The sequence below is a fragment of the Pantoea sp. PA1 genome (assembly GCF_056856975.1).
Genome location: NZ_JBXGEE010000006.1, coordinates 151249 through 173550 on the forward strand (window position 1 = coordinate 151249; position 22302 = coordinate 173550).

At 57.1% G+C, this 22302-nt stretch carries 16 protein-coding genes; 11 read left to right on the forward strand and 5 right to left on the reverse strand.

Annotated features, from left to right (window positions below; all coding sequences use genetic code 11):
- Positions 1-113 precede the first annotated feature (113 nt).
- The 3 genes from hmsP to AC1V0D_RS19355 all read left to right on the forward strand — a co-directional run bounded on the left by hmsP (position 114) and on the right by AC1V0D_RS19355 (position 5375).
- On the forward strand, positions 114-2120 hold the full coding sequence (gene hmsP, locus AC1V0D_RS19345; RefSeq protein WP_482907900.1) for a biofilm formation regulator HmsP: 2007 nt from the start codon (positions 114-116) through the stop codon (positions 2118-2120).
- 225 nt (positions 2121-2345) lie between these two features.
- Positions 2346-3635 (forward strand): dicarboxylate/amino acid:cation symporter, encoded by a 1290-nt coding sequence (locus AC1V0D_RS19350; protein ID WP_009088401.1) that lies wholly within the window; start codon positions 2346-2348, stop codon positions 3633-3635.
- 246 nt (positions 3636-3881) lie between these two features.
- Positions 3882-5375 carry a M16 family metallopeptidase gene (locus AC1V0D_RS19355; protein ID WP_009088402.1) on the forward strand — a complete coding sequence of 498 codons (1494 nt, stop codon included), beginning with the start codon at positions 3882-3884 and terminating at the stop codon, positions 5373-5375.
- A gap of 2 nt (positions 5376-5377) precedes the next feature.
- On the opposite strand, the gene AC1V0D_RS19360 is transcribed toward AC1V0D_RS19355, so the two are convergent.
- The gene (locus AC1V0D_RS19360) at positions 5378-6250 is read right to left on the reverse strand and encodes an alpha/beta hydrolase (RefSeq protein WP_009088404.1); all 873 of its coding nucleotides are present in this window, start codon (positions 6248-6250) and stop codon (positions 5378-5380) included.
- A gap of 489 nt (positions 6251-6739) precedes the next feature.
- Between AC1V0D_RS19360 and msbA the strand changes: the two genes are divergently transcribed.
- Positions 6740-8503, forward strand: coding sequence for a lipid A ABC transporter ATP-binding protein/permease MsbA (msbA, locus tag AC1V0D_RS19365; RefSeq protein WP_482907901.1), 1764 nt, complete (start codon positions 6740-6742; stop codon positions 8501-8503).
- On the opposite strand, the gene kdgK is transcribed toward msbA, so the two are convergent.
- Positions 8475-9407: a 2-dehydro-3-deoxygluconokinase gene (kdgK, locus tag AC1V0D_RS19370; RefSeq protein WP_482907902.1), complete on the reverse strand. Its 933-nt coding sequence runs from the start codon at positions 9405-9407 to the stop codon at positions 8475-8477. The genes msbA and kdgK overlap by 29 nt on opposite strands.
- Before the next feature lie 280 nt (positions 9408-9687).
- On the opposite strand from kdgK, the gene pdeH reads away from it, so the two are divergent.
- The gene (gene pdeH, locus AC1V0D_RS19375) at positions 9688-10461 is read left to right on the forward strand and encodes a cyclic-guanylate-specific phosphodiesterase (RefSeq protein ID WP_058958109.1); all 774 of its coding nucleotides are present in this window, start codon (positions 9688-9690) and stop codon (positions 10459-10461) included.
- 63 nt (positions 10462-10524) lie between these two features.
- Positions 10525-12585, forward strand: a complete 2061-nt coding sequence (locus tag AC1V0D_RS19380; protein ID WP_058958108.1) for an AsmA family protein — start codon at positions 10525-10527, stop codon at positions 12583-12585.
- Here AC1V0D_RS19380 and ppiC read toward each other — a convergent pair whose 3' ends face one another.
- The gene (gene ppiC / locus AC1V0D_RS19385; protein WP_009088412.1) at positions 12586-12867 is read right to left on the reverse strand and encodes a peptidylprolyl isomerase PpiC; all 282 of its coding nucleotides are present in this window, start codon (positions 12865-12867) and stop codon (positions 12586-12588) included.
- A gap of 75 nt (positions 12868-12942) precedes the next feature.
- Between ppiC and rep the strand changes: the two genes are divergently transcribed.
- Positions 12943-14964 (forward strand): DNA helicase Rep, encoded by a 2022-nt coding sequence (rep, locus tag AC1V0D_RS19390; RefSeq protein ID WP_046100946.1) that lies wholly within the window; start codon positions 12943-12945, stop codon positions 14962-14964.
- A 46-nt stretch (positions 14965-15010) separates the two neighbouring features.
- On the opposite strand, the gene gppA is transcribed toward rep, so the two are convergent.
- Positions 15011-16495 carry a guanosine-5'-triphosphate,3'-diphosphate diphosphatase gene (gene gppA, locus AC1V0D_RS19395; protein ID WP_046100947.1) on the reverse strand — a complete coding sequence of 495 codons (1485 nt, stop codon included), beginning with the start codon at positions 16493-16495 and terminating at the stop codon, positions 15011-15013.
- A 6-nt stretch (positions 16496-16501) separates the two neighbouring features.
- Positions 16502-17794, reverse strand: a complete 1293-nt coding sequence (gene rhlB, locus AC1V0D_RS19400) for an ATP-dependent RNA helicase RhlB (RefSeq protein WP_009088417.1) — start codon at positions 17792-17794, stop codon at positions 16502-16504.
- Between the two features lie 117 nt (positions 17795-17911).
- On the opposite strand from rhlB, the gene trxA reads away from it, so the two are divergent.
- From trxA to wzzE, 4 genes are all read left to right on the forward strand, one after another.
- Positions 17912-18244: a thioredoxin TrxA gene (gene trxA / locus AC1V0D_RS19405; RefSeq protein WP_003851963.1), complete on the forward strand. Its 333-nt coding sequence runs from the start codon at positions 17912-17914 to the stop codon at positions 18242-18244.
- Between the two features lie 351 nt (positions 18245-18595).
- A complete protein-coding gene (gene rho, locus AC1V0D_RS19410; protein WP_003851960.1) occupies positions 18596-19855 on the forward strand; it encodes a transcription termination factor Rho in 1260 nt (419 codons plus the stop codon).
- 280 nt (positions 19856-20135) lie between these two features.
- Positions 20136-21215 carry a UDP-N-acetylglucosamine--undecaprenyl-phosphate N-acetylglucosaminephosphotransferase gene (wecA, locus tag AC1V0D_RS19415; RefSeq protein ID WP_482907903.1) on the forward strand — a complete coding sequence of 360 codons (1080 nt, stop codon included), beginning with the start codon at positions 20136-20138 and terminating at the stop codon, positions 21213-21215.
- A 30-nt stretch (positions 21216-21245) separates the two neighbouring features.
- Positions 21246-22295, forward strand: a complete 1050-nt coding sequence (wzzE, locus tag AC1V0D_RS19420; RefSeq protein ID WP_307743768.1) for an ECA polysaccharide chain length modulation protein — start codon at positions 21246-21248, stop codon at positions 22293-22295.
- The last annotated feature ends 7 nt before the right edge of the window (positions 22296-22302 follow it).

The window sequence follows — 22302 nt, forward strand, 5'->3', positions numbered from 1 at the left end:
GACCGGGAAAAAGCCGGACTTTTCAGACGGTAAAAAAGTCAGTTTATGGGATATACTGGCTGGCATTGTACTGTCTGCTATCTGGGCTTTTTTCATCGTCAGGAGAGAATTTTTTGCGCGTAAGCCGGTCACTTACGATAAAGCAGATGGCGACGGTTTCGCTGGTTGCGGTTATCACCATCAGTATTTTTATCGTCATCCAACTGTTTCATTTTGTGCAGCAGCGCAGGATTGACTACGCCCAGCAGATGGAGAATATCGCCCACACCGTTCGTCAGCCGCTGTCGGAAGCGGTGTTGCGGGCCGATATCCCCCGGGCCGAACACATTCTTCACTCTCTGAAACCGGCCGGTATTCTGTCGCGCGCCGATGTGGTGCTGCCCAATGCGTTTCAGGCGCTGCATGCTGACTTTGAGACGGAAAAACCGGTGCCGCGTATGGTGGCCCGCCTGTTTGAGCTGCCGGTGCAGATTACGCTGCCGCTCTACTCGATAGAAAATACCAGAATGCCAAAACCGCTGGCCTATCTGGTGCTGCAGGCGAACTCAACGCGCGTCTACCAGTTTATTCTCAGCACGCTCTCGACCATGATCATCACCTATCTGCTGCTGGCGCTGATCCTCTCCGTGGCGATCAGCTGGTGCATCAACCGGCTGGTCGTCCATCCCCTGCGTCATCTCTCGCGCGAGCTGCAGGAGCTGCCGCCGCAGGCGATTCTGACCCATAAACTCTCCCTGCCGCACAGTCATCACGATGACGAGATCGGCATGCTGGTGCGCAGCTACAACCGCAATCAGCAGGTGCTGGAGTCGATTCATGATGAGATGAGCCGGCTGACCACCCACTTCCCGGTCACCGACCTGCCCAACCGCACCCTGTTCCTGGCGCTGGTCGAACAGTTCATGTGTAATCCTGAACGGTCGCTGGGTCTGATGGTGATCCGCATTGAAACCCTGCAGGAAGCCAACGGCATACTCAGCGATGAGCAGCGCGACACGCTGATGCTGACGCTGGTGGAGAAGATCCGCCATACGCTGGATGACCACACCCTGCTGGCGCAGACCGGCGTCAGCGATTTTGTCCTGCTGATGAAGCGCGCCAGTAATCCGTTCCGCGCCCTGCGTCTGGCGCGCAATCTGATGATTCGCCTTAATCAGCCGGTCAGCCTGCACCAGCTTCAGCTGCGCCCTAACGTCAGCATCGGTCTGGCGCTGCGCGACGATCAGCCGCTGAGCGCCAGTGAACTGCTGGACAGGGCGATCTCGGCGATGATGTCGGCCCGTCATCAGGGCAAAAATCAGATCCTCTTCTTTGACGCCGCGCTGACCGAGCGCGCGCAGAAACGCCTGACCCAGGAGCATGACATTCTGCAGGGTCTGCACGATGAGCAGTTTGCTCTCTACCTGCAACCGCAGGTCGATATGCGCACCGGGGCACTGGCGGGCGCGGAAGCGCTGCTGCGTATGCGCCAGCCGGATGGCAGTTACGGCCTGACGGAAGAGTTTATCGCCAGCGCCGAAGAGATAGGCGTGATTAGCGCAGTGGGACGCTGGGTGTTTGAAGAGGCGTGCCGCATTCTGGCTGGCTGGCAGCGGCAGGGCATGATGCTGCCGCTGAGCGTGAATATTTCTGCGGTACAGTTGCGCGATACGGGCGTGGTCTCCCATCTGCAGTCTCTGCTGACCCGTCACCGCATCGCCCCTGGCACTTTTGTGCTGGAAGTGACCGAAACAGCGCATCTGGATGATGCAGAACAGGCGATAGCGATGCTGCGACTGTTGCAGCAGGCCGGGGTGGCGGTGGCGCTGGATGATTTCGGCATGGGCTACTCCAATCTCAACTATCTGCATCAGCTGAAAGCGTTGCCGGTCAACAAGCTGAAGATGGATCGCAGCTTTGTGGCGGCGCTGCCGGATGACGACACCATGGTCTGCATCGTGGCGGCGATCGCCGAGATTATCCACCTTGAGGTGATTGCCGAGGGCGTGGAAACCGCGGAGCAGCGTGACTGGCTACTGGCGCGCGGCATTCATATCGGGCAGGGCTACCTCTACGCGGAAGCGCTGCCTCTGACCCGATTCAATCAGGCCTGGATAGAAAACTCCTCACTGCCGCAATAATTGCCTGATTCATTGATTTTGCGAGAATTTTAGTTACAAAACCCCTTGCTGAAGCGTTTCAGTTCAGAATTACGATCCTGACATTTCCTGGGGGTTTGTCGCCCTGTATTAATCACGTAAACACAGTGTTATTTTCGGGTTACTGTCAGGCGCCACCTCTGTTGCCCGCCAGTCACAATAACGAATCCGACAACATCACCTCACGGCGTTAGTGGACACCTGTTTATGAAAACCTCACTTTTTAAAAGCCTTTATTTCCAGGTGCTGATGGCGATTGGCATCGGCGTTTTGTTAGGCCATTTTTACCCGGAGCTGGGGACCCAGATGAAGCCGCTGGGCGATGGCTTTGTTAAGTTAATCAAGATGATTATCGCCCCGGTCATCTTCTGTACCGTGGTGACCGGCATCGCCGGTATGGAAAGCATGAAAGCCGTCGGGCGCACCGGCGCTGTCGCGCTGCTCTATTTTGAAATTGTCAGTACCATCGCGCTGATCATTGGTCTGATCGTGGTTAACGTGGTGCAGCCAGGCGCAGGAATGAACGTTGATCCCGCCACCCTGGATGCCAAAGCGGTGGCGGTCTATGCGCAGCAGGCGGAACAGCAGGGCATCGTCGCCTTCCTGCTGGATGTCATCCCTAACAGCGTGATTGGCGCCTTTGCCAGCGGCAACATCCTGCAGGTGCTGCTGTTTGCCATTCTGTTTGGTTTTGCCCTGCATCGTCTGGGTAACACCGGCACGCTGATCTTCAACGTGATTGAGAGCTTCTCGAAAGTCATTTTCGGCATCATCAACATGATCATGCGTCTGGCACCGATAGGGGCCTTCGGCGCGATGGCGTTCACGATCGGTAAATATGGCGTGGGGTCACTGGTGCAGCTCGGCCAGCTGATCGTCTGCTTCTATATCACCTGTGTGCTGTTTGTGGTGATTGTGCTGGGGCTGATTGCGCGTCTGTTTGCCGGATTCAGCATCTTTAAGTTCATCGCCTATATCAAAGAGGAGTTGCTGATTGTGCTGGGCACCTCCTCGTCCGAGTCAGCGCTGCCGCGCATGCTGGATAAGATGGAGAAGCTGGGCTGTAAGAAGTCTGTGGTCGGGCTGGTGATCCCCACCGGTTACTCCTTTAACCTCGACGGCACCTCGATTTATCTGACCATGGCGGCGGTGTTTATCGCCCAGGCGACCAATGCCCACATGGATATTTTCCATCAGATCACGCTGCTGGTGGTACTGCTGCTCTCCTCGAAGGGCGCGGCAGGGGTGACCGGCAGTGGATTCATCGTGCTGGCGGCGACGCTCTCGGCGGTCGGCCATCTGCCGGTGGCGGGTCTGGCGCTGATTCTGGGTATCGACCGCTTTATGTCCGAAGCGCGTGCGCTGACTAACCTGATCGGAAACGGTGTGGCGACCGTGGTGGTGGCGAAATGGGTAGACCAGCTGGATCACAAACAGCTCAATGACACGCTCGCCGGCCGGAATAAAGAGAACAAAGCGTCCGAATCTTCAGTTTAATCATTGAATTTCACTTAAATCCCCTCAAATGCCCGCTGTCGCTTGCCCTGACAGCGGGCATTTGCATAATAAACCCCACTTGTTTTTTTTGACGTTTTTCACTTCGTTGCGCGACATCCTGAACTTCCTGTGGTCAAACACGTTGTTGTTGGATAACAGCGCGATTCGGCGCCAGCCGATTCGTTAATAACAGCGGCACGTCGCGCCAGTGATAACGATATTTGAATTATTTGAGTAGGGGTTCACATGCAGGGCACCAGAATTCGGCTTTTGGTTGGTGGATTAGTGCTGGCAGCAAGCAGCTATGGTCTCCAGGCAGAAACGCTGCAACCGGATCCGGCCTGGCAGGAAGGCAAGCTGGATAACGGATTTAACTGGCAGTTACTGGCCACACCGCAACGCCCCAGTGACCGCATCGAACTGCGGCTGGTGGTCAACACCGGCTCACTGGTGGAGAGTGCGCAACAGACCGGCTTCAGCCATCTGCTGTCGCGTCTGGCCATGGTGCACAACACCGCGCTCGACACCCAGCAGCAGCGCGCGCTATGGCAGCAGGCGATGGATCCTCAGCGCCCCCTGCCGCCCGTCATCGCCTCTTATGATTCCACCCAATATAATCTGAGCCTGCCGAACAACCGCCCTGAGCTGCTGAAAGAAGCGCTGAACTGGCTGGCGGCCACGGCGGGCAATATGGCGATTACCGAACAGGTGGTGAGCACCGCGCTGACGGCCTCCGATCCGGTCGCCACCTGGCCGAAAGATACGCAGGATGTCTGGTGGCGCTACCGCCTGAAAGGCTCGGCGCTGCTGGCGCACGATCCTGCGGCGCAGCCACGCGCCCCGGTTGATTTAACCCAGCTCAACGACTTTTATCATCAGTGGTACACCCCGGATGCGATGACGCTCTACGTGGTCGGCAATGTCGACAGCCGCAACCTCTCTGAGCAGATCAACAAAACCTTCTCGGCACTGACCGGCAAACGCGAAACACCTGCGCCACTGCCCACCCTCTCCCCGCTGCCGCACGAGCCGGTGAATCTGGTCAGCAGCAACATGACGCAGGATCGCCTCTCACTGGTGTGGGATACGCCGTGGCAGCCGATTCGTGACTCGCAGAATCTGCAGCGTTACTGGCAGGGCGATCTGGCCCGTGAAGCGCTGTTCTGGCACGTTCAGCGCGCGCTCAGTGACAGCAAAGCGCAGGGCATACAGGTGGGATTTGACTGCCGCGTGCTCTATCAGCGTGCGCAGTGCTCGATCAATCTGGATGGACGCAACGACAGTCTGGCGCAGAATATGAATCTGGTGGCTCGCGAGCTGGCTAACGTGCGCGATAAAGGCTTACCGCAGGAGGAGTTTGATGCGCTGATGGCGCAGAAGCTGCTGGAGCTGAATAAGCTGTTCACCACCTATGCCCGCACCGACACCGATGTGCTGATGAGCCAGCGGCTGCGCTCCCAGCAGAACGCCGTGGTCGATATTGCGCCTGAGCAGTATCAGAAGCTGCGGCAGGCCTTCCTGGCGGGTCTGACCCGCGAGCAGTTAAACCAGGAGCTGCGCCAGCAGCTGACCCAGGAACTGATGATGGTTCTGATCCAGCCGGAAGGCGAAGCGGAAACCAACGTGAAAAGCCTGCAAAACAGCTGGGACAAAGTGATGGCACCGTCAGCGGCACCGGCGGCCAGCAATGAAGCCACGCCGCCGGACAGCAACGTCAAAGACGTGCCGCCTGCGGCTTAAGATCAGGTCTTTGCCCTGAGCCACTCGGTCACTAACATCGGCCAGCTGGCGAGGGGCAAATCTGCCACACCGCGGATACCGAATCCGTGCCCGCCTTTTTGATAGAAATGCACCTCTGCCGGGACCTTATGCTCCCGCAACGCACTGAAAAACGCCATGCTGTGATTCACCGAAACGGCTTCGTCGTCGGCGGCGTGGATCAACAGCGTTGGCGGCACCAGTGGGTGAACCCGGGTTTCCAGGGAGTAGGCCTCAATCGTTTTCTGATCGGGCCAGGCACCCAGCAGGCGGGTTCGGGCGCCTTCATGGGCAATGCCATCACGCATGCTGATCAGCGGATAGACCAGGATCATCGCATCCGGGCGAGGTGAGAAGTTTTCTGCGCCATCCTGCACCGGATAGAGTTTTTCCGCGAAGCGTGTGCCCAGGCTGGCCGCGACGTGGCCACCCGCCGAAAAGCCCATCATCACAATGTACTTTCCATTCAGGCCGCGCTGCGCCCGTTCACGCAGCACACGCACGGCGCGCTGTGCATCGGCCAGCGGCGCATCGGGGCCTTCATGATGACCATCATAGGGCAGGCGGTAGGTCATGACCGCCAGGGTATAGCCCATTGAGGTGAAGAAGGTCGCCAGGGCGCTGCCTTCACGGTCGATCATCACACGCTGATAACCTCCGCCTGGCGCGACCAGCAGGGTGATCCCGTTGGATTCGACCGGATGCCAGATCGCCATCTCCGGGCAACGTACACCGGTGGCGGCGCGATCGTAAGGCTCATACTCTTTTGCCATATCGACGATCTGCGGCTGTGCCCGCGAATCGCTGGCACCTGGCGCATCACCGTGTGGCCAGATATTAATGATTTCTGTGTGCATAAATAGGTCCTGATGCGGAGAATATTTTAGTTGTTTTGTTCACGGCCGGAGAGCACAGCGTCCTGCTGTTGTTGATTAAAAGATGGTCTTTTTTACGGCGAACGTCCATCCGAAAAGGGCCGAATCGGGCAGATTCGGACTATGCCTGGTGGCGCCCGGGTGGTTATAACTGGCTAATTTTATTCAATAAATTATAAGTCTGATTGAAGGGGGTGGCCGGGTCGCCTGTGCGATTAACCACAATTTTTCAGCGTAAGGGAAATGAGTGGCATGGCCCGCTTTATTAGCCGAAATTTACCGGATATCACACTGCGGGCGCTTAAGAGGCGATAATGATTTTATCCCCGCGTGATCCGGGCCTGGAGGCAGGGGAGAAGTACCAGTCTCATTTGAGACTGTTTATGATTCATGGCGACAGGGCAGTTTCCGGTTGGTTGATACGGTTTAACATATCATCATCCGTTCCTACACAACGGTAAGATGCATGCCATGTCTGAACCCACACTCTCTGCCAGACAGACGTTTACGCGACTGTGGCCCACCATTTCACCCTTCAGGCTGGGCCTGGTGGTCGCCGGGATAGCCCTCATCGTCAACGCCGCCATAGACCCGTTTATGCTGACATTGCTGAAAAGCCTGCTGGACGATGTGATGGGCAGGCGGCATGCGGGGATGCTGCTGTGGATGCCGCTGGTGATTATCGGGCTGATCCTGATCCGCGGCGTCAGCGGCTATATCTCCGGTTACTGTATCTCCTGGGTCTCCGGTAAAGTGGTGATGAGCCTGCGCCGTCGTCTCTTCAGCCATATGATGGGGATGCCGGTGGCGTTCTTTGATCAGCAATCAACCGGCACGCTGCTCTCCCGCATCAGCTACGATTGCGAGCAGGTCGCCTCCGCCTCTTCCGGCTCGCTGGTCACGGTGGTGCGTGAAGGTGCCTCTATCCTTGGCCTGTTTGTCATGATGTTTTACTACAGCTGGCAGCTTTCCCTGATCCTGCTGGTACTTGCGCCCGTGGTGTCGCTGGCGATCCGCCTCGTCTCCCGGCGCTTTCGCCGCATCAGCAGGAACATGCAGGACACCATGGGGCAGGTCACCTCCCATGCTGAGCAGATGCTGAAAGGGCATAAAGAGGTGCTGATGTTCGGCGGTCAGCGGGTGGAGACAGAGCGGTTTGGGCAGGTCAGCAACAGGATGCGTCGCCAGGGGATGAAAATGGTGTCGGCCACCGCGTTGTCCGATCCGCTTATCCAGTTAATCGCCTCTTTCGCACTGGCTTTTGTGCTCTATGCGGCCAGTTTTCCGTCGGTAATGACGACGCTGACGGCGGGCACCCTCAGCGCGGTCTTTTCCGCCATGCTGATGCTGATGCGTCCGTTAAAGTCCCTGACCAGCGTCAATGCGCAGTTCCAGCGCGGCATGGCCGCCTGCCAGACACTGTTTGCGATTCTGGATACTGAGCAGGAAAAAGATGAGGGCACCCGCGTTATCGGACGCGCCGCCGGTCATATCGCGTTCCGCAACGTCAGCTTCACCTATCCCGGTTCGGAAACGCCCGCCCTGAACGCAATCAATATTGATATCCCGGCCGGGAAAACGGTCGCCCTGGTAGGCCGTTCCGGCTCAGGTAAATCGACCCTCGCCAGCCTGCTCACGCGTTTTTACGATATCGACAGCGGCGAAATTTTGCTGGATGGGCACGATCTGCGTGACTACACCCTGGCCTCGCTGCGCGAGCAGATGGCGCTGGTCTCTCAGCATGTTCATCTGTTCAATGACACCATCGCCAACAATATCGCCTATGCCCGTCGTGATCTCTTCAGCCGCGCCGCGGTCGAACAGGCGGCGCAGATGGCTCATGCCATGGAATTCATCAATAAAATGGAGAACGGGCTGGATACGATGATTGGGGAGAATGGGGTGCTGCTGTCGGGTGGACAGCGCCAGCGCATTGCCATTGCCCGCGCCCTGTTGCGCGACAGTCCCGTTCTGATCCTCGACGAAGCGACCTCGGCCCTCGATACCGGCTCAGAACGGGCGATTCAGTCTGCGCTGGAGACGCTGCAGCAGAACCGCACCACGCTGATTATTGCGCACCGGCTCTCAACCATTGAGAAAGCCGATGAGATCCTGCTTATCGAAGAGGGCCGGATTGTTGAGCGCGGCTCGCATCAGCAGCTGCTGCAGCAGAACGGCGCTTATGCCCGGCTTTATCAGATGCAGTTCAGTCAGGCATCGCCTCTGCCGGAATAATCGCGCCACGATGCTGAATCACCGTGCTGGCGATCAGATGCCCGCGCTGTGCGGCGGCTTCAGCCGATGCGCCGGTCAGGCGGCGCGCCAGATATCCGGCGCTGAACGAATCGCCCGCGGCCGTCGTATCCACCACCTTCTCCTTCGCCAGCCGGACCGCAGGCACCTCAATCAGCGGCGCATCACCCGTGGCGACCAGGCAGGCCTCCGCACCCCGCTTAATCACAATTTCGCTGGCGCCTGCTTCGCGGGTTCGCGCGATAACCTCCTCCAGCGGCTGCTCGCCCCACAGCAGATGTTCATCATCCAGGGTGAGAAAGGCGATATCGGTACAGCTGAGCATGGCGCGATACGCGCTCTGCGCACTGGCCCGATCGGCCCATAAACGCGGGCGATAGTTATTATCGAAAATCACCCTGCCGTCCTCTGCCCGGCAGCGGGCCAGAAGCTGCATCAGTTTTTCCCGGCTGGCAGCGGGCAGAATCGCCAGACTGATGCCGCTGAGGTAAAGATAGTCATAGTGCGCCAGCTGGTCGGCGATCGCCTCTGACTGCGGGCTGTCGAGCCAGTAGCGGGCCGCGGCGTCGCTGCGCCAGTACCAGAAGGTGCGCTCGCCCTCCGCATCGGTTTCAATCACATACAGGCCTGGCATTTTATTATCGAGACGCTGAATCAGGCCGGTGTTGACCTTCTCCTGCTGCCAGGCGGTTATCATCTGATCGCTGAACGAATCCGTCCCCAGAGCCGTGACGTAATCGACCCGTAACTGCTGCTCATCCACCTGGCGGGCGAGATAAACCGCCGTGTTCAGCGTATCGCCGCCAAAACCCCGTTTAATGTTCTCACCCTTTTCCGACAGCTCAATCATGCATTCGCCGATAATGGCAATTTTCTTCTGCGTCATGGTTTGCAACCCGTAGTGAAAGAGTACTCAGTCTCGCGTCTGGTATGGCAGTCGTCAACGCTTTTAAAACGCTGTTTTGATTTAGCTTAAGGTGCAGGAGAGGGCTAATCTGGCGGATAAGAGGCGCTAATTTCGGCTTTTTTTACCGATTATGCGGGCGACGCAGCTGATAGACTTTCCCTTTTTGTGGCCGGGTCGTTCATCTCTTTACCACAGACACTCACGATAATCGCAGCTGCGTCACCCGTTTTGGGGACATATTATCAACCAGGAAAATACCATGGTGATGGAGAGTATTAGTCAATGGCTGCCGTCTTCAATTGACCCTGATTATCAAACGGAAACCCCGCTCTTCTGGCAACAGTGCCAGCGGCGCTATCGGTTCCAGCCTATCTATCGGGTAACCGGTCGGTTACTCGCCATTGAACTGCTGACCGCCGTTTCTCATCCTGCCCAGCCGGAACGGAATCTGTCACCCGAGGCCTGGTTTGCCGGGCTCGATATCGCCCAGCGCCTCAATGTGATCTATGAGCAGCTGGAACTGCTGACGCAGTGGTCCGCCTTCTTCGAGCGCAACGGTGTGGTCGCGTCGGTCAACATCGATGGCCCCTCGCTGCTCTCCATTCAGCACCGGCCCGCCATTCGTCGCCTGATCGCCCGCCTGCCCTGGATCCGCTTTGAGCTGACAGAGCATCATGCGCTGCCACAGGCGGAGAGAGTCGCTAAGATCCCGGAACTGGGCCCGCTGTGGCTGGATGATTTTGGCTCTGGCATGGCCAATTTCTCCGCGCTGACCGAACTGAAATATGACTACATCAAGCTGTCGCGCGACCTGTTTATTCTGCTGGGCAGTTCTGATGAAGGGCGCAGCCTCTTTTCGATGCTGCTGGCGCTCATCAATCGCTACTGCAACGGCGTGATTGTCGAGGGCGTGGAAACGGAAGAGCAGTGGCAGCAGGTCAGGGGTTCCCCGGCCATCGCGGCTCAGGGCTACTACTTTTCGCGGCCTGTCCCATTTTCTGAACTGAATCATCTGACTCTCCAGCTTCCCTGATGCCGTTGCCCGCCGTCTCGACTATCTTTAACGCAGGCCGTGAAAGAGCAAGGAGAAAGCGACATGTCGCGTACCGGGAAAATCGTCAGTTGGGTTGCAGGCATTCTGGTGTTGTTGATTGTGGTGATTATTGTGGTGATCGCGACATTTGACTGGAACCGCCTGAAGCCCACCATCAATCAGAAAGTCTCAACCGAACTCAATCGTCCTTTTGCCATCCGCGGGGATCTGGGGATCGACTGGGTGCGCCATCGCGACGAGTCGGGCTGGCGGCGCTGGGTGCCGTGGCCGCAGATACACGCCGAAGATATCATGCTGGGTAACCCGCCCGGCATTCCTGATGTCACCATGGTCCATCTGCAACGGGCCGACGCGACGCTGGCACCGCTGTCGCTGCTGCACAAAGAGCTTTTCATCCCGTGGATTAAGCTGCAGCGACCCGATGCGCGCCTGATTCAGACGGCGGATAAAAAGAATAACTGGACGTTCGATCTCGCCAGTAGTGACAAGGATGACAAGGACAGCGCGCCTTCGGCCTGGTCCTTCCGGCTGGATAATATCCTGTTTGATCAGGGGCAAATCCGCTATCGCGATGCGGTTAACCGCGCCGATGTCACGGTACAGGTGAATCCGCTGGGCAAACCGGTGCCCTATGCGCAGATTGCCGGCGGTGACGATCAGCAGAAGGGCGCGGGAGACTTCGTCTTTGGCTGGCAGGCCAGTGGCACCTACAAAAATGAAAAGCTCAGCGGTGAAGGCAGGATTGGCGGCATGCTCTCGCTGCGCAGCCAGAACACCCCTTTCCCGGTGCAGGCCGATGTGCGAAACGGCACCACGCGGGTTCAGGTAACCGGGGGCGTGCAGGACCCGATGAACCTGGGCGGACTGAATGTGCGTCTGCGTTTCTCCGGCGATACGCTGGCGAACCTCTATGGCCTGACCGGCGTTCTGCTGCCTGATACCCCGCCTTATGAAACGGACGGCCATCTGATCGCGAAATTCAGCTGGGAAAAGGGCGCGGTCTACCGCTATGAGAAATTTAACGGTCATATCGGCGACAGTGATATTCATGGCTCGCTGATCTACACGCAGGGCAAACCGCGTCCCACCCTCACCGGGGAACTCACCTCTGAGCAACTGCGCATGGCCGATCTGGGGCCGCTGATTGGTGTGAACTCCGGCAAAGGGAGTGAGAAGACCGCCCAGGCCAAAGCCCGGCGCGGTGAGAAATCGAATCAGCCTGCTGACCGTGTGCTGCCGCACGACAGGTTTGAAACCAAAAGCTGGGATGTGATGGATGCCGACGTGAAGTTCAGCGGCAAACGTATCGAACACAGCAACTCACTGCCACTGAGCGATCTCTATACCCACTTACAGCTCAAAAACGGCGATCTGCTGCTGGACCCGCTGCGCTTTGGTATCGCGGGCGGCAATCTCAACAGCACTATCCGGCTGGAGGGCGATCGCTCACCGATGCGTGGCCGGGTTGACCTGCATGCACGCAAGCTGCGTTTGCGTCAGCTGTTCCCGGATGTGCAGGCGATGAAGAACAGCCTGGGTCAGCTCAACGGTGATGCCAGCTTTACCGGCACCGGCAACTCGGTCGCCGACCTGCTGGCGACCAGCAACGGTCAGCTCAAGCTGCTGATGAATGACGGGCTGATCAGCCGCAATCTGATGGAGATCGCCGGACTTAACGTGGGTAACTACGTGGTCGGCAAACTCTTTGGCGACGATCAGGTTCGCATCAACTGCGCGGCCACCGATATCAGACTGCAGAACGGTCTGGCGACGCCGAACCTGTTTGTGTTTGATACCGAGAACGCGATTATCAATGTGTCAGGGAACGCCAACTTCGCCAGTGAGCGACTGGACCTGTCGATCAATCCGGAGAGTAAAGGTGTTCGCATCGTCACGCTGCGTTCCCCGCTCTACGTGCGCGGCACCTTTAAGAATCCGGATGCGGGCGTGAAAGCGGGGCCACTGCTGGCCCGTGGGGCCGCCGCTGTAGCGCTGGGTGCGGTCGTGGGACCGGCAGCGGCGCTGCTGGCACTGATCTCCCCCAGCGACAACGAAGACAACCAGTGCAGCAACGTTCTGCAGCAGATGAAGCAGAAGAAGTAACTAGTTGCGGTAGAGCACTTTGATAATGTGATAACCAAAGCCGGTCTTTACCGGCCCGTAAGGCGTCAGCAGCGGGCAGGTAAAGACCGCTTTATCAAAGGCCGGTACCATCTGCCCCTGCCGAAACTCGCCCAGATCGCCTCCCTTACGGCCGGAAGGACAGGTCGAATGCTTCTTCGCCAGCTGCTGGAAATTGCCGCCCTTCGCCAGTTTCGCCAGAATCTCTTTTGCCAGCGCTTCCTCTTTGACCAGGATGTGTAAAGCCGCCGCGGTTTTCGCCATGTTGGTATCTCGGTTGTGTATAATTGCCGCCCAGTATAAACCCCTTTCTTTTGATTCAATCAGGCGATTTCTTCTATGCGTTTAAACCCCAGCCAACAACGTGCCGTCGAATTTGTTACCGGTCCCTGTCTGGTACTGGCGGGCGCGGGATCGGGCAAAACCCGCGTAATTACCAATAAAATCGCCCATCTGATTCGTGAGTGCGGCTATCAGGCGCGACACATCGCTGCGGTGACCTTCACCAATAAAGCCTCGCGCGAAATGAAAGAGCGTGTGGCGCAGACGCTGGGTCGCAAAGAGGCGCGCGGGCTGCTGATCTCTACCTTCCACACGCTGGGCCTGGAGATCATCAAGCGTGAAACGGCGGCGCTGGGCATGAAGTCTAACTTCTCGCTGTTCGACGATCAGGATCAGCTCGCCCTGCTGAAAGAGCTGACCAGAGAGTGGCTGGAGGAGGATAAGACGCTGTTGCAGCAGCTCATCTCCACCATCTCAAACTGGAAAAATGACCTGATCGATCCGCAGGGCGCGGCCGCGCAGGCGCGTTCACAGCAGGAGAATATTTTTGCCCACTGCTATGGCCTCTACAGTCAGCATCTCAAATCGTGCAACGTCCTCGATTTTGACGATTTGATCCTGCTGCCGACGCTGCTGCTGCAGCGTAATCAGGAGGTGCGCGAACGCTGGCAGCAGCGTATCCGCTATCTGCTGGTGGATGAGTACCAGGATACCAACACCAGCCAGTATGAGCTGGTTAAACTGCTGGTTGGCGCGCGGGCGCGCTTCACGGTGGTGGGTGATGATGACCAGTCGATCTACTCCTGGCGCGGCGCGCGGCCTCAGAATCTGGTGCTGCTGAGTCAGGACTTTCCGGCACTGGAGGTGGTGAAGCTGGAGCAGAACTACCGCTCCTCGCAGCGCATCCTGAAAGCGGCGAACATCCTGATTGCCAACAATCCGCACGTGTTTGAAAAGCGGCTCTTCTCCGAGCTGGGGCAGGGCAGCGAACTCAAAGTGGTGACCGCCAACAGCGAAGAGCATGAAGCGGAGCGGGTCACCGGCGAACTGATTGCGCATCACTTTATCAACAAAACGCAGTACAAAGATTACGCGATCCTCTACCGTGGTAACCATCAGTCACGCACCTTTGAAAAGTTTCTGATGCAGAACCGCATTCCCTATCGCATCTCTGGCGGCACCTCGTTCTTCTCACGGCCGGAGATTAAAGATCTGCTCGCCTATCTGCGCGTGCTGACTAACCCTGAGGATGACAGTGCGTTCCTGCGCATCGTCAACACACCGCGTCGCGAGATTGGTCCGGCGACGCTGCAGAAGCTCGGTGAATGGGCGAATCTGCGCAGCAAGAGCCTGTTTCATGCCAGTTTTGATGTCGGGCTGGGTCAGACGCTCAGCGGACGTGGCCTGGAGCATCTGCAGCGCTTTACCCACTGGCTGAATGAGATCATCCAGCTGACCGAACGCGAGCCGGTCAACGCGGTCCGCGATCTGATTCGCGGCATCGATTACGAAAGCTGGCTGTTCGAAACCTCCGGCAGTCCGAAAGCCGCAGAAATGCGGATGAAGAACGTCAACACGCTGTTTCAGTGGATGACCGAAATGCTGGAGGGCAGCGATATCGACGAGCCGATGACGCTGGCCCAGGTGGTCACGCGCTTTACCCTGCGCGACATGATGGAGCGCGGTGAAAGCGATGAAGAGCTGGATCAGGTGCAGCTGATGACGCTGCACGCCTCCAAAGGGCTGGAGTTCCCCTATGTGTTCCTGGTGGGCATGGAAGAGGGGCTGTTGCCGCACCAGAGCAGCATCGATGAGAACAATATCGAAGAGGAGCGTCGTCTGGCCTACGTCGGCATCACGCGGGCACAGAAAGAGCTGACCTTTACCCTCTGCCGTGAACGGCGGCAATATGGCGAGCTGGTGCGACCGGAACCGAGCCGTTTTCTGCTGGAGCTGCCGCAGGACGATCTGCAGTGGGAGACGGAGCGCAAAGTGGTCAGTGCCGAGGAGCGGATGAAAACCGGGCAGAGCCGGGTTGCCGGTCTGCGGGCGATGCTGGATAAAGCCAGAAAAGGGTAAGCGCGTCGGGCGGAGAGGCGAAGGCGATTCGCCTCAGACGCAGGTATTACGACAGGGTTAACAACCAGTGAACATAGGACTGATAGTGGCTCTCCTGCTCCAGCAGCTCGCTGCGCAGCGGATGCGCTTCCAGCCAGCCAGCGGGCAGGGTCAGATGCAGGGCATCATCGTCTGCCTGGAGTCGTACCGCTGGCAGGGTGTCATCGCGGCGGCGGGTTGAGAAAATAATCGCCAGCCGCAGCAGACGGCACATCCGTTCCGCCAGACGCGGCGGCAGGGCGTTTTGCTGGGTCAGCAGCGCCAGATCGATGCTGCCGCTCTGGTTTTGTAGCAGGCAGGCCAGCAGCTTCTTCTGGGCCGGTGTGAAGCCAGGCAGATCCAGATGACGCACCAGGTAAGCCGCATGCTGTGGCGCATGCCGGAAGTCGACGCTGAGGCCGATTTCGTGGATCGCACAGGCGCTGAGCAGCAGCTCACGACAGCGCTGATCCAGCTTCCACGAGGTGGAAACCTGACGGAAGAAGCTCTCCGCCAGCTGACGCACACGATCCGCCTGTTCAACATCAATGCTGAACCGGCGCTGGACGTTGTGAAGCGTGCGGGTGCGGATATCGCGGTCAACGGGCAGATGCAGCATGCCGTAGACCAGCCCTTCACGCAGCGCGCCGCCCGCCAGGGTCATGCTATCGATATTGAGCGTCTGGAAAATGGCGATCAGGATCGACAGACCGCTGGGAAACACCAGCGCCCGTTCCAGTGTCAGCCCTTCGATTTCAAGCTCTTCCAGTTTGCCGCACTGGATTGCGCGCTGCTTAAGCTGCTGCAGCTTGCTCAGCGTGATGCGCTCATCCATGCCCTGCGCCACCATAATCTCCTGCAGCGCCTGCACCGTGCCGGACGCACCGACACAGGCCTGCCAGCCCTGCTGACGCAGCTGCGCGGCGACAGGCTGGATCATCTCACGGGCAGCCTGCTCCGCCTGGTCAAAATTCTCTTTTGCCAGATGACGATCGCTGAAGAAGCGCTCCAGCCAGGTGACACAGCCCATCGACAGACTGAACAACACCGACGCGTGCGAACCATCGCCGGTTGCCAGCTCGGTACTGCCGCCACCGATATCCACCACCAGACGCTGGTCGGAGCCGCCCGTGGTGTGAGCCACGCCCTGATAAATCAGGCGCGCCTCTTCTTCACCGCTGATGACGTTAATGGTGCAGCCAAGAATCTGCTGGGCGGTATCGAGGAAGGTCTGCGCATTCGCGGCCAGACGCAGCGTGGCGGTCGCCACCACGCGAATCTGATCGGGGGGAATATCCTGCAGTTGCTCAGAGAAGAGCCGGAGGCATTGCCAGCCACGCGCCATGGCTTCGGCTGACAACTGATTACTGGCATCCAGACCGGCGGCAAGGCGAACCTTGCGCTTGATTTTTGCCACGGTCTGAATACTGCCAGAGACCTCGCGCACCACCAACATATGAAAGCTGTTAGACCCTAAATCAATCGCTGCATAAAGTGACGACGCGCTGAGCATGGTGGCCTAACCTGAACGTTTACGGTTGTTGTTGCGTGGCGCACCGCGACGATTAGCGTTATTGCCTCCACGGCGTGGGCCATTGCCGGAACGGCTGCGCTGCAGACGCTTAGGCGGCGGTAAATCGGTTAACAGGGCTTCGCTGCTGTACTTACTGACCGGTATGCTGTGACCAATGTACTCTTCAATCGACGGCAGATTCAGCGCGTACTCTTCACAGGCCAGGCTGATAGAGTGTCCGCTGGCACCTGCACGACCGGTACGGCCAATGCGGTGAACGTAATCTTCACAGTCATCAGGCAGATCGTAGTTAAAGACGTGGGTGACCGCCGGGATGTGCAGACCACGGGCAGCAACGTCAGTCGCGACCAGAATATCCACGTCCCCTTTGGTGAAGTCATCAAGAATGCGCAGGCGCTTCTTCTGTGCCACATCGCCGGTCAGCAGGCCAACGCGGTGACCATCAGCGGCCAGGTGGCCCCAGATATCTTCACAGCGGTGCTTGGTGTTTGCGAAGACAATGGCGCGATCCGGCCACTCTTCTTCCAGCAGGGTCTGCAGCAGGCGCATTTTCTCTTCGTTAGACGGATAGAAAAGCTCTTCCTGGATGCGATGGCCGGTTTTCTGCTCCGGTTCCACTTCCACATATTCCGCGCTGTTCATGTGCTCGAACGCCAGTTCACGAACGCGATAAGAGAGCGTTGCTGAGAAGAGCATGCTCAGGCGCTGCGTGGCAGGCGGCATACGGCGGAACAGCCAGCGAATATCTTTAATAAAGCCGAGATCGAACATGCGATCGGCTTCGTCCAGCACCATGACCTGGATGGCACCGAGGTTAACGTGATTCTGCTTCGCGTAGTCGATCAGGCGACCGGTGGTGGCCACCAGAATATCTACGCCCTGCTCCAGCACTTTCAGCTGTTTATCATAACCGTCTCCGCCATAGGCGAGACCCAGTTTCAGGCCGGTTGAGGCGGTAAGGGGTTCGGCATCTGCATGAATCTGCACAGCAAGTTCACGCGTTGGCGCAAGAATAAGTGCCCGTGGCTGATTAACCTGACGACCTTCCGCCGCAGGATAAGAGAGAAGATGATGAAACGTTGACGTCAGAAACGCCATCGTTTTGCCGGTACCGGTTTGCGCCTGGCCTGCAACATCACGCCCTGAAAGCGTAAAAGGCAGAGCTAACGCCTGAATCGGCGTGCAGTATTGAAAGCCTTTACTATCAAGGGCTTCAACCACTTTAGGGTGCAGGGCGAAGTCGGAAAACTTCTGTTCAGTTAAGTGTGTTTTGCTCATAGTGTGGTAGAATATCAGCTTACTATCGCTTTACGAAAGCGTATCCGATGAAATAAAGTCAACCAACATTGGTATATATTACGCCAATTCGCCAGGCATAATCTTGTGGAGTAAAACATGAGCAGCGATAAAATCGTTCATCTGACTGATGACAGTTTCGACACCGACGTGCTGAAAGCCGACGGCGTTACACTGGTAGATTTCTGGGCTGAATGGTGTGGTCCTTGCAAAATGATCGCGCCAATCCTTGATGAAGTTGCAGAAGAGTATGATGGCAAGCTGACCATCGCTAAGCTGAATATTGACGATAACCCAGGCACGGCACCGAAGTATGGCATTCGTGGTATCCCGACGCTGCTGCTGTTCAAAAATGGCGAAGTCGCCGCGACCAAAGTGGGCGCGCTGTCTAAAGGCCAGCTGAAAGAGTTCCTGAACGCCAACCTGGCGTAATGCAGGACTGAATGTCTGGCAGTGGTGAATTTATCTCCTGCTGCTGGACGTTCGCTTTCAGGCGTGCTAATTTACTCACACTGCATTACGAACTTACCTTGTAGTTAGCATCTAAAGTTTTCCCTTGTTGAACCCATTCGCCCTGTACCTTATAAAGATAGAACGGTTCAGCAATCTTACGGTTAGCTCCAACTCTGGCATTACATTCGGACATCTCCCTGCATACCGATCGCCATTCCATTCGATGATCGTCGGGAAGAGCCGAAAAGAGCCATTAACGGCATGGATTAGTTGCCATACCATTCACGACAAACATTCCGAGTATTACCCCGAGTTTAAGAACCCATCACTATGAATCTTACCGAATTAAAGAATACGCCGGTTGCTGAGCTGATTACTCTCGGCGAAAATATGGGGCTGGAAAATCAGGCTCGCATGCGCAAGCAGGACATTATCTTTTCAATCCTGAAGCAGCACGCGAAGAGCGGCGAAGACATCTTCGGTGATGGCGTGCTGGAGATTCTTCAGGATGGATTTGGATTCCTCCGTTCCGGAGACAGCTCCTACCTCGCCGGCCCTGATGATATCTACGTTTCCCCCAGCCAAATCCGCCGCTTCAACCTCCGCACTGGTGACACCATCTCTGGCAAAATCCGTCCACCGAAAGAAGGTGAACGCTATTTTGCGCTGCTGAAAGTTAACGAAGTTAACTATGACAAGCCGGAAAACGCGCGTAATAAGATTCTGTTCGAAAACCTTACGCCGCTGCACGCTAACAAGCGTCTGCGTATGGAACGGGGTAATGGTTCAACGGAAGATTTAACGGCCCGCGTTCTGGATCTGGCGTCACCGATCGGTCGTGGTCAGCGTGGTCTGATCGTTGCACCGCCGAAAGCCGGTAAAACCATGCTGCTGCAGAACATCGCGCAGAGCCTGGCGTATAACTACCCGGACTGCGTGCTGATGGTCCTGCTGATCGATGAGCGTCCGGAAGAAGTGACCGAGATGCAGCGTCTGGTCAAAGGTGAAGTCATTGCCTCAACCTTCGATGAGCCGGCGTCACGCCACGTTCAGGTTGCGGAAATGGTCATCGAGAAAGCCAAGCGCCTGGTTGAGCACAAGAAAGATGTCATCATCCTGCTCGACTCCATCACCCGTCTGGCGCGTGCTTATAACACCGTGGTGCCGGCGTCAGGTAAAGTCCTGACCGGTGGTGTGGATGCCAACGCCCTGCATCGTCCAAAGCGTTTCTTTGGTGCTGCACGTAACGTGGAAGAGGGCGGCAGCCTGACCATCATCGCCACCGCGCTGGTTGATACCGGTTCGAAGATGGACGAAGTGATTTACGAAGAGTTCAAAGGTACCGGTAACATGGAACTGCATCTCGCCCGTAAAATCGCTGAAAAACGTGTCTTCCCGGCGATTGACTACAACCGCTCCGGTACACGTAAAGAAGAGCTGCTTACCTCTCAGGAAGAGCTGCAGAAGATGTGGATCCTGCGTAAGATCATTCACCCGATGGGCGAAATCGACGCAATGGAGTTCCTCATCAACAAACTGGCGATGACGAAAACCAACGATGAATTCTTCGACATGATGAAGCGTTCATAATCTGATACGGCCAGGCCGGACCACTGATTCGGCTTTTTTAATCCAGATTCGCAGAAAATCGCCCTTACGCCACGTCCCGACGTGGCGTTTTTCATTTGTGAGCTATAGGATTGAACACTGGCAGGAGCATTTATAATGACTGTGGTAGTGATGGCGAATTTTTGACCGTTCGTCTGTCTCTTGATGCAGAATTCGGAATCCGACACAGCGATAAACGCGCTTTTTCGCGTATTGTTGTGCGGGATGTTAGCTGAGAGCGTTTAACGTGAATTTACTCACTATGAGTACTGAGCTTGGTTTAATTTTTCTCTTTTCACTGGCTTTCCTCTTTTTTGCTCGAAAAGCAGCTAAAAAAATTGGTTTAGTTGATAAGCCTAACTTACGTAAACGCCATCATGGCGCGATTCCGTTGGTGGGCGGCATTTCCGTGTTCGCAGGGATCTGCTTCACATTCGCGATTACCAACTACTATCTGCCACACGCGCTGCTCTATCTGGGCTGTGCCGGTGTGCTGGTGCTGGTCGGGGCGCTCGACGATCGCTTTGATATCAGCGTTAAAATCCGCGCGGTGGTTCAGGCGCTGGTCGCGGTCGTCATGATGGTGGGGGCTAAACTCTATCTGCTGAGTCTGGGCTTTATCGTCGGTCCGTTCGAGCTGATCGTGGGGCCCTTTGGCTATGTGCTGACGCTGTTTGCCGTCTGGGCCGCGATTAACGCCTTTAATATGGTGGATGGCATCGACGGTCTGCTGGGCGGCCTCTCCTCAGTGACCTTTGCCGCTATGGGCATCATCCTCTATTTCGACGGGCAGACCAGCCTGGCGATGTGGTGCTTTGCGATGATCGCCGCCACGCTGCCCTATATTCTGCTCAACCTGGGCTTTCTTGGCCGCCGCTTTAAAGTCTTTATGGGTGACGCCGGCAGCACCATGATCGGCTTCACCATCATCTGGATTCTGCTGGAAACCACCCAGGGTCTGAGTCACCCCATCACGCCGGTGACCGCCCTCTGGCTCATCGCCATTCCCCTGATGGATATGGTGGCGATCATGTATCGCCGTCTGCGCAAAGGCATGAGCCCGTTCTCGGCTGACCGTCAGCACATCCACCATCTGATTATGCGCGCCGGCTTCAGCCCGCGTCAGGCCTTTGTGCTGATTACCGTGGCGGCCGCGATTCTCGCCGGTATCGGGGTGCTGGGTGAGTATCTGGCGTTTATCCCTGAGTGGGTGATGCTGCTGCTTTTCCTGGGCGCGTTCATGGTTTATGGCTACTGCCTGAAACATGCATGGCGCGTGGCGCGGCGTATCCGTCGCATCAAGCGCCGTCTGAGCCATCATCGCGAAGCAAAAAATAAATGAACCCGATGCTGATTAAAGGATATCTCTGCCATGCCTTCTGACGTTGTGGACAACGAACTGGATCTTCGCGGCTTAGGCTGCCGGTTATGGCGTGGCAAGCGCTGGATTGTGGGGCTGGCCCTGCTGTTTGCCCTGGTCGCCTGGCTGGCGACGCTGCTGCTGAAACAGGTCTGGAGCACCACGGCGATCACCGATCGTCCGACGGTGAATATGCTGGGCTCCTACTATGCACAGCAGCAGTTTCTGAACAACCTGGATGTGCGCAACAACGCGTTAACCCTGGCGGCGCCCTCGCCAACGGTGATGGATGAGGTCTATCAGGAGTTCGTCATGCAGCTCGCCTCGTGGGATACGCGTCGCGAGTTCTGGCAGCAAACCGACTACTACAAGAGTCGTAAAACCGGCAACGCGCACAACGATGCCGCGCTACTTGACGACATGATCGGCAACATTCTCTTCACCCCGGCGGACGCGGCACATAACCTGCCGGACAACGTCAGACTCAAAGCGGAAACCGCAGGCGACGCCAACAACCTGCTGCGTCAGTATATTGCCTACGCCAGCGAGCGTGCCGCACGTCATCTGAATGATGAGTTAAAAGGGGCCTGGCAGGCGCGCACCGATCAGTTGCAGGCGCAGGTAAAACGTCAGGAAGATGTGGCGAACGCCGTATTCCAGCGCCAGCAGCACCGTCTCGAGCAGGCGCTGAAGATCGCCAGTCAGCAGGGTATCAATGAGAAACAGACGCGCGAAGCGGGTGAAAATCTGGCGGACAGCGATCTCTTCCTGCTGGGCCAGCCCGTGCTGCAGGGACAGCTTGAAACCCTGCGTGCCACCGGTCCCAGCTTCGATATCAGCTATGATCAAAACAGAGCGATGCTGGCCACGCTGCAGACCGGACCCAGACTGAACAGCCAGTTCCAGACCTACCGTTATCTGCGTACGCCGGAAGAGCCGGTATCACGTGACAGCCCGCGACGTCTGTTCATGATGATTATGTGGGGTGCCGTTGGGGCATTAACCGGCGCGGGTGTGGCGCTGGCACGTCGTCCGCGTCTGATGTCAGACACGCATGATTGAGAGAAAC

Coding starts and splice junctions, on each gene's coding strand:
- AC1V0D_RS19350 (WP_009088401.1), top strand. CDS start 2,346: ATGAAAACCTCACTTTTTAAAAGCCTTTATTTCCAGGTGCTGATGGCG.
- AC1V0D_RS19355 (WP_009088402.1), top strand. CDS start 3,882: ATGCAGGGCACCAGAATTCGGCTTTTGGTTGGTGGATTAGTGCTGGCA.
- AC1V0D_RS19360 (WP_009088404.1), bottom strand. CDS start 6,250: ATGCACACAGAAATCATTAATATCTGGCCACACGGTGATGCGCCAGGT.
- msbA (WP_482907901.1), top strand. CDS start 6,740: ATGTCTGAACCCACACTCTCTGCCAGACAGACGTTTACGCGACTGTGG.
- kdgK (WP_482907902.1), bottom strand. CDS start 9,407: ATGACGCAGAAGAAAATTGCCATTATCGGCGAATGCATGATTGAGCTG.
- pdeH (WP_058958109.1), top strand. CDS start 9,688: ATGGTGATGGAGAGTATTAGTCAATGGCTGCCGTCTTCAATTGACCCT.
- AC1V0D_RS19380 (WP_058958108.1), top strand. CDS start 10,525: ATGTCGCGTACCGGGAAAATCGTCAGTTGGGTTGCAGGCATTCTGGTG.
- ppiC (WP_009088412.1), bottom strand. CDS start 12,867: ATGGCGAAAACCGCGGCGGCTTTACACATCCTGGTCAAAGAGGAAGCG.
- rep (WP_046100946.1), top strand. CDS start 12,943: ATGCGTTTAAACCCCAGCCAACAACGTGCCGTCGAATTTGTTACCGGT.
- gppA (WP_046100947.1), bottom strand. CDS start 16,495: ATGCTCAGCGCGTCGTCACTTTATGCAGCGATTGATTTAGGGTCTAAC.
- rhlB (WP_009088417.1), bottom strand. CDS start 17,794: ATGAGCAAAACACACTTAACTGAACAGAAGTTTTCCGACTTCGCCCTG.
- trxA (WP_003851963.1), top strand. CDS start 17,912: ATGAGCAGCGATAAAATCGTTCATCTGACTGATGACAGTTTCGACACC.
- rho (WP_003851960.1), top strand. CDS start 18,596: ATGAATCTTACCGAATTAAAGAATACGCCGGTTGCTGAGCTGATTACT.
- wecA (WP_482907903.1), top strand. CDS start 20,136: ATGAGTACTGAGCTTGGTTTAATTTTTCTCTTTTCACTGGCTTTCCTC.
- wzzE (WP_307743768.1), top strand. CDS start 21,246: ATGCCTTCTGACGTTGTGGACAACGAACTGGATCTTCGCGGCTTAGGC.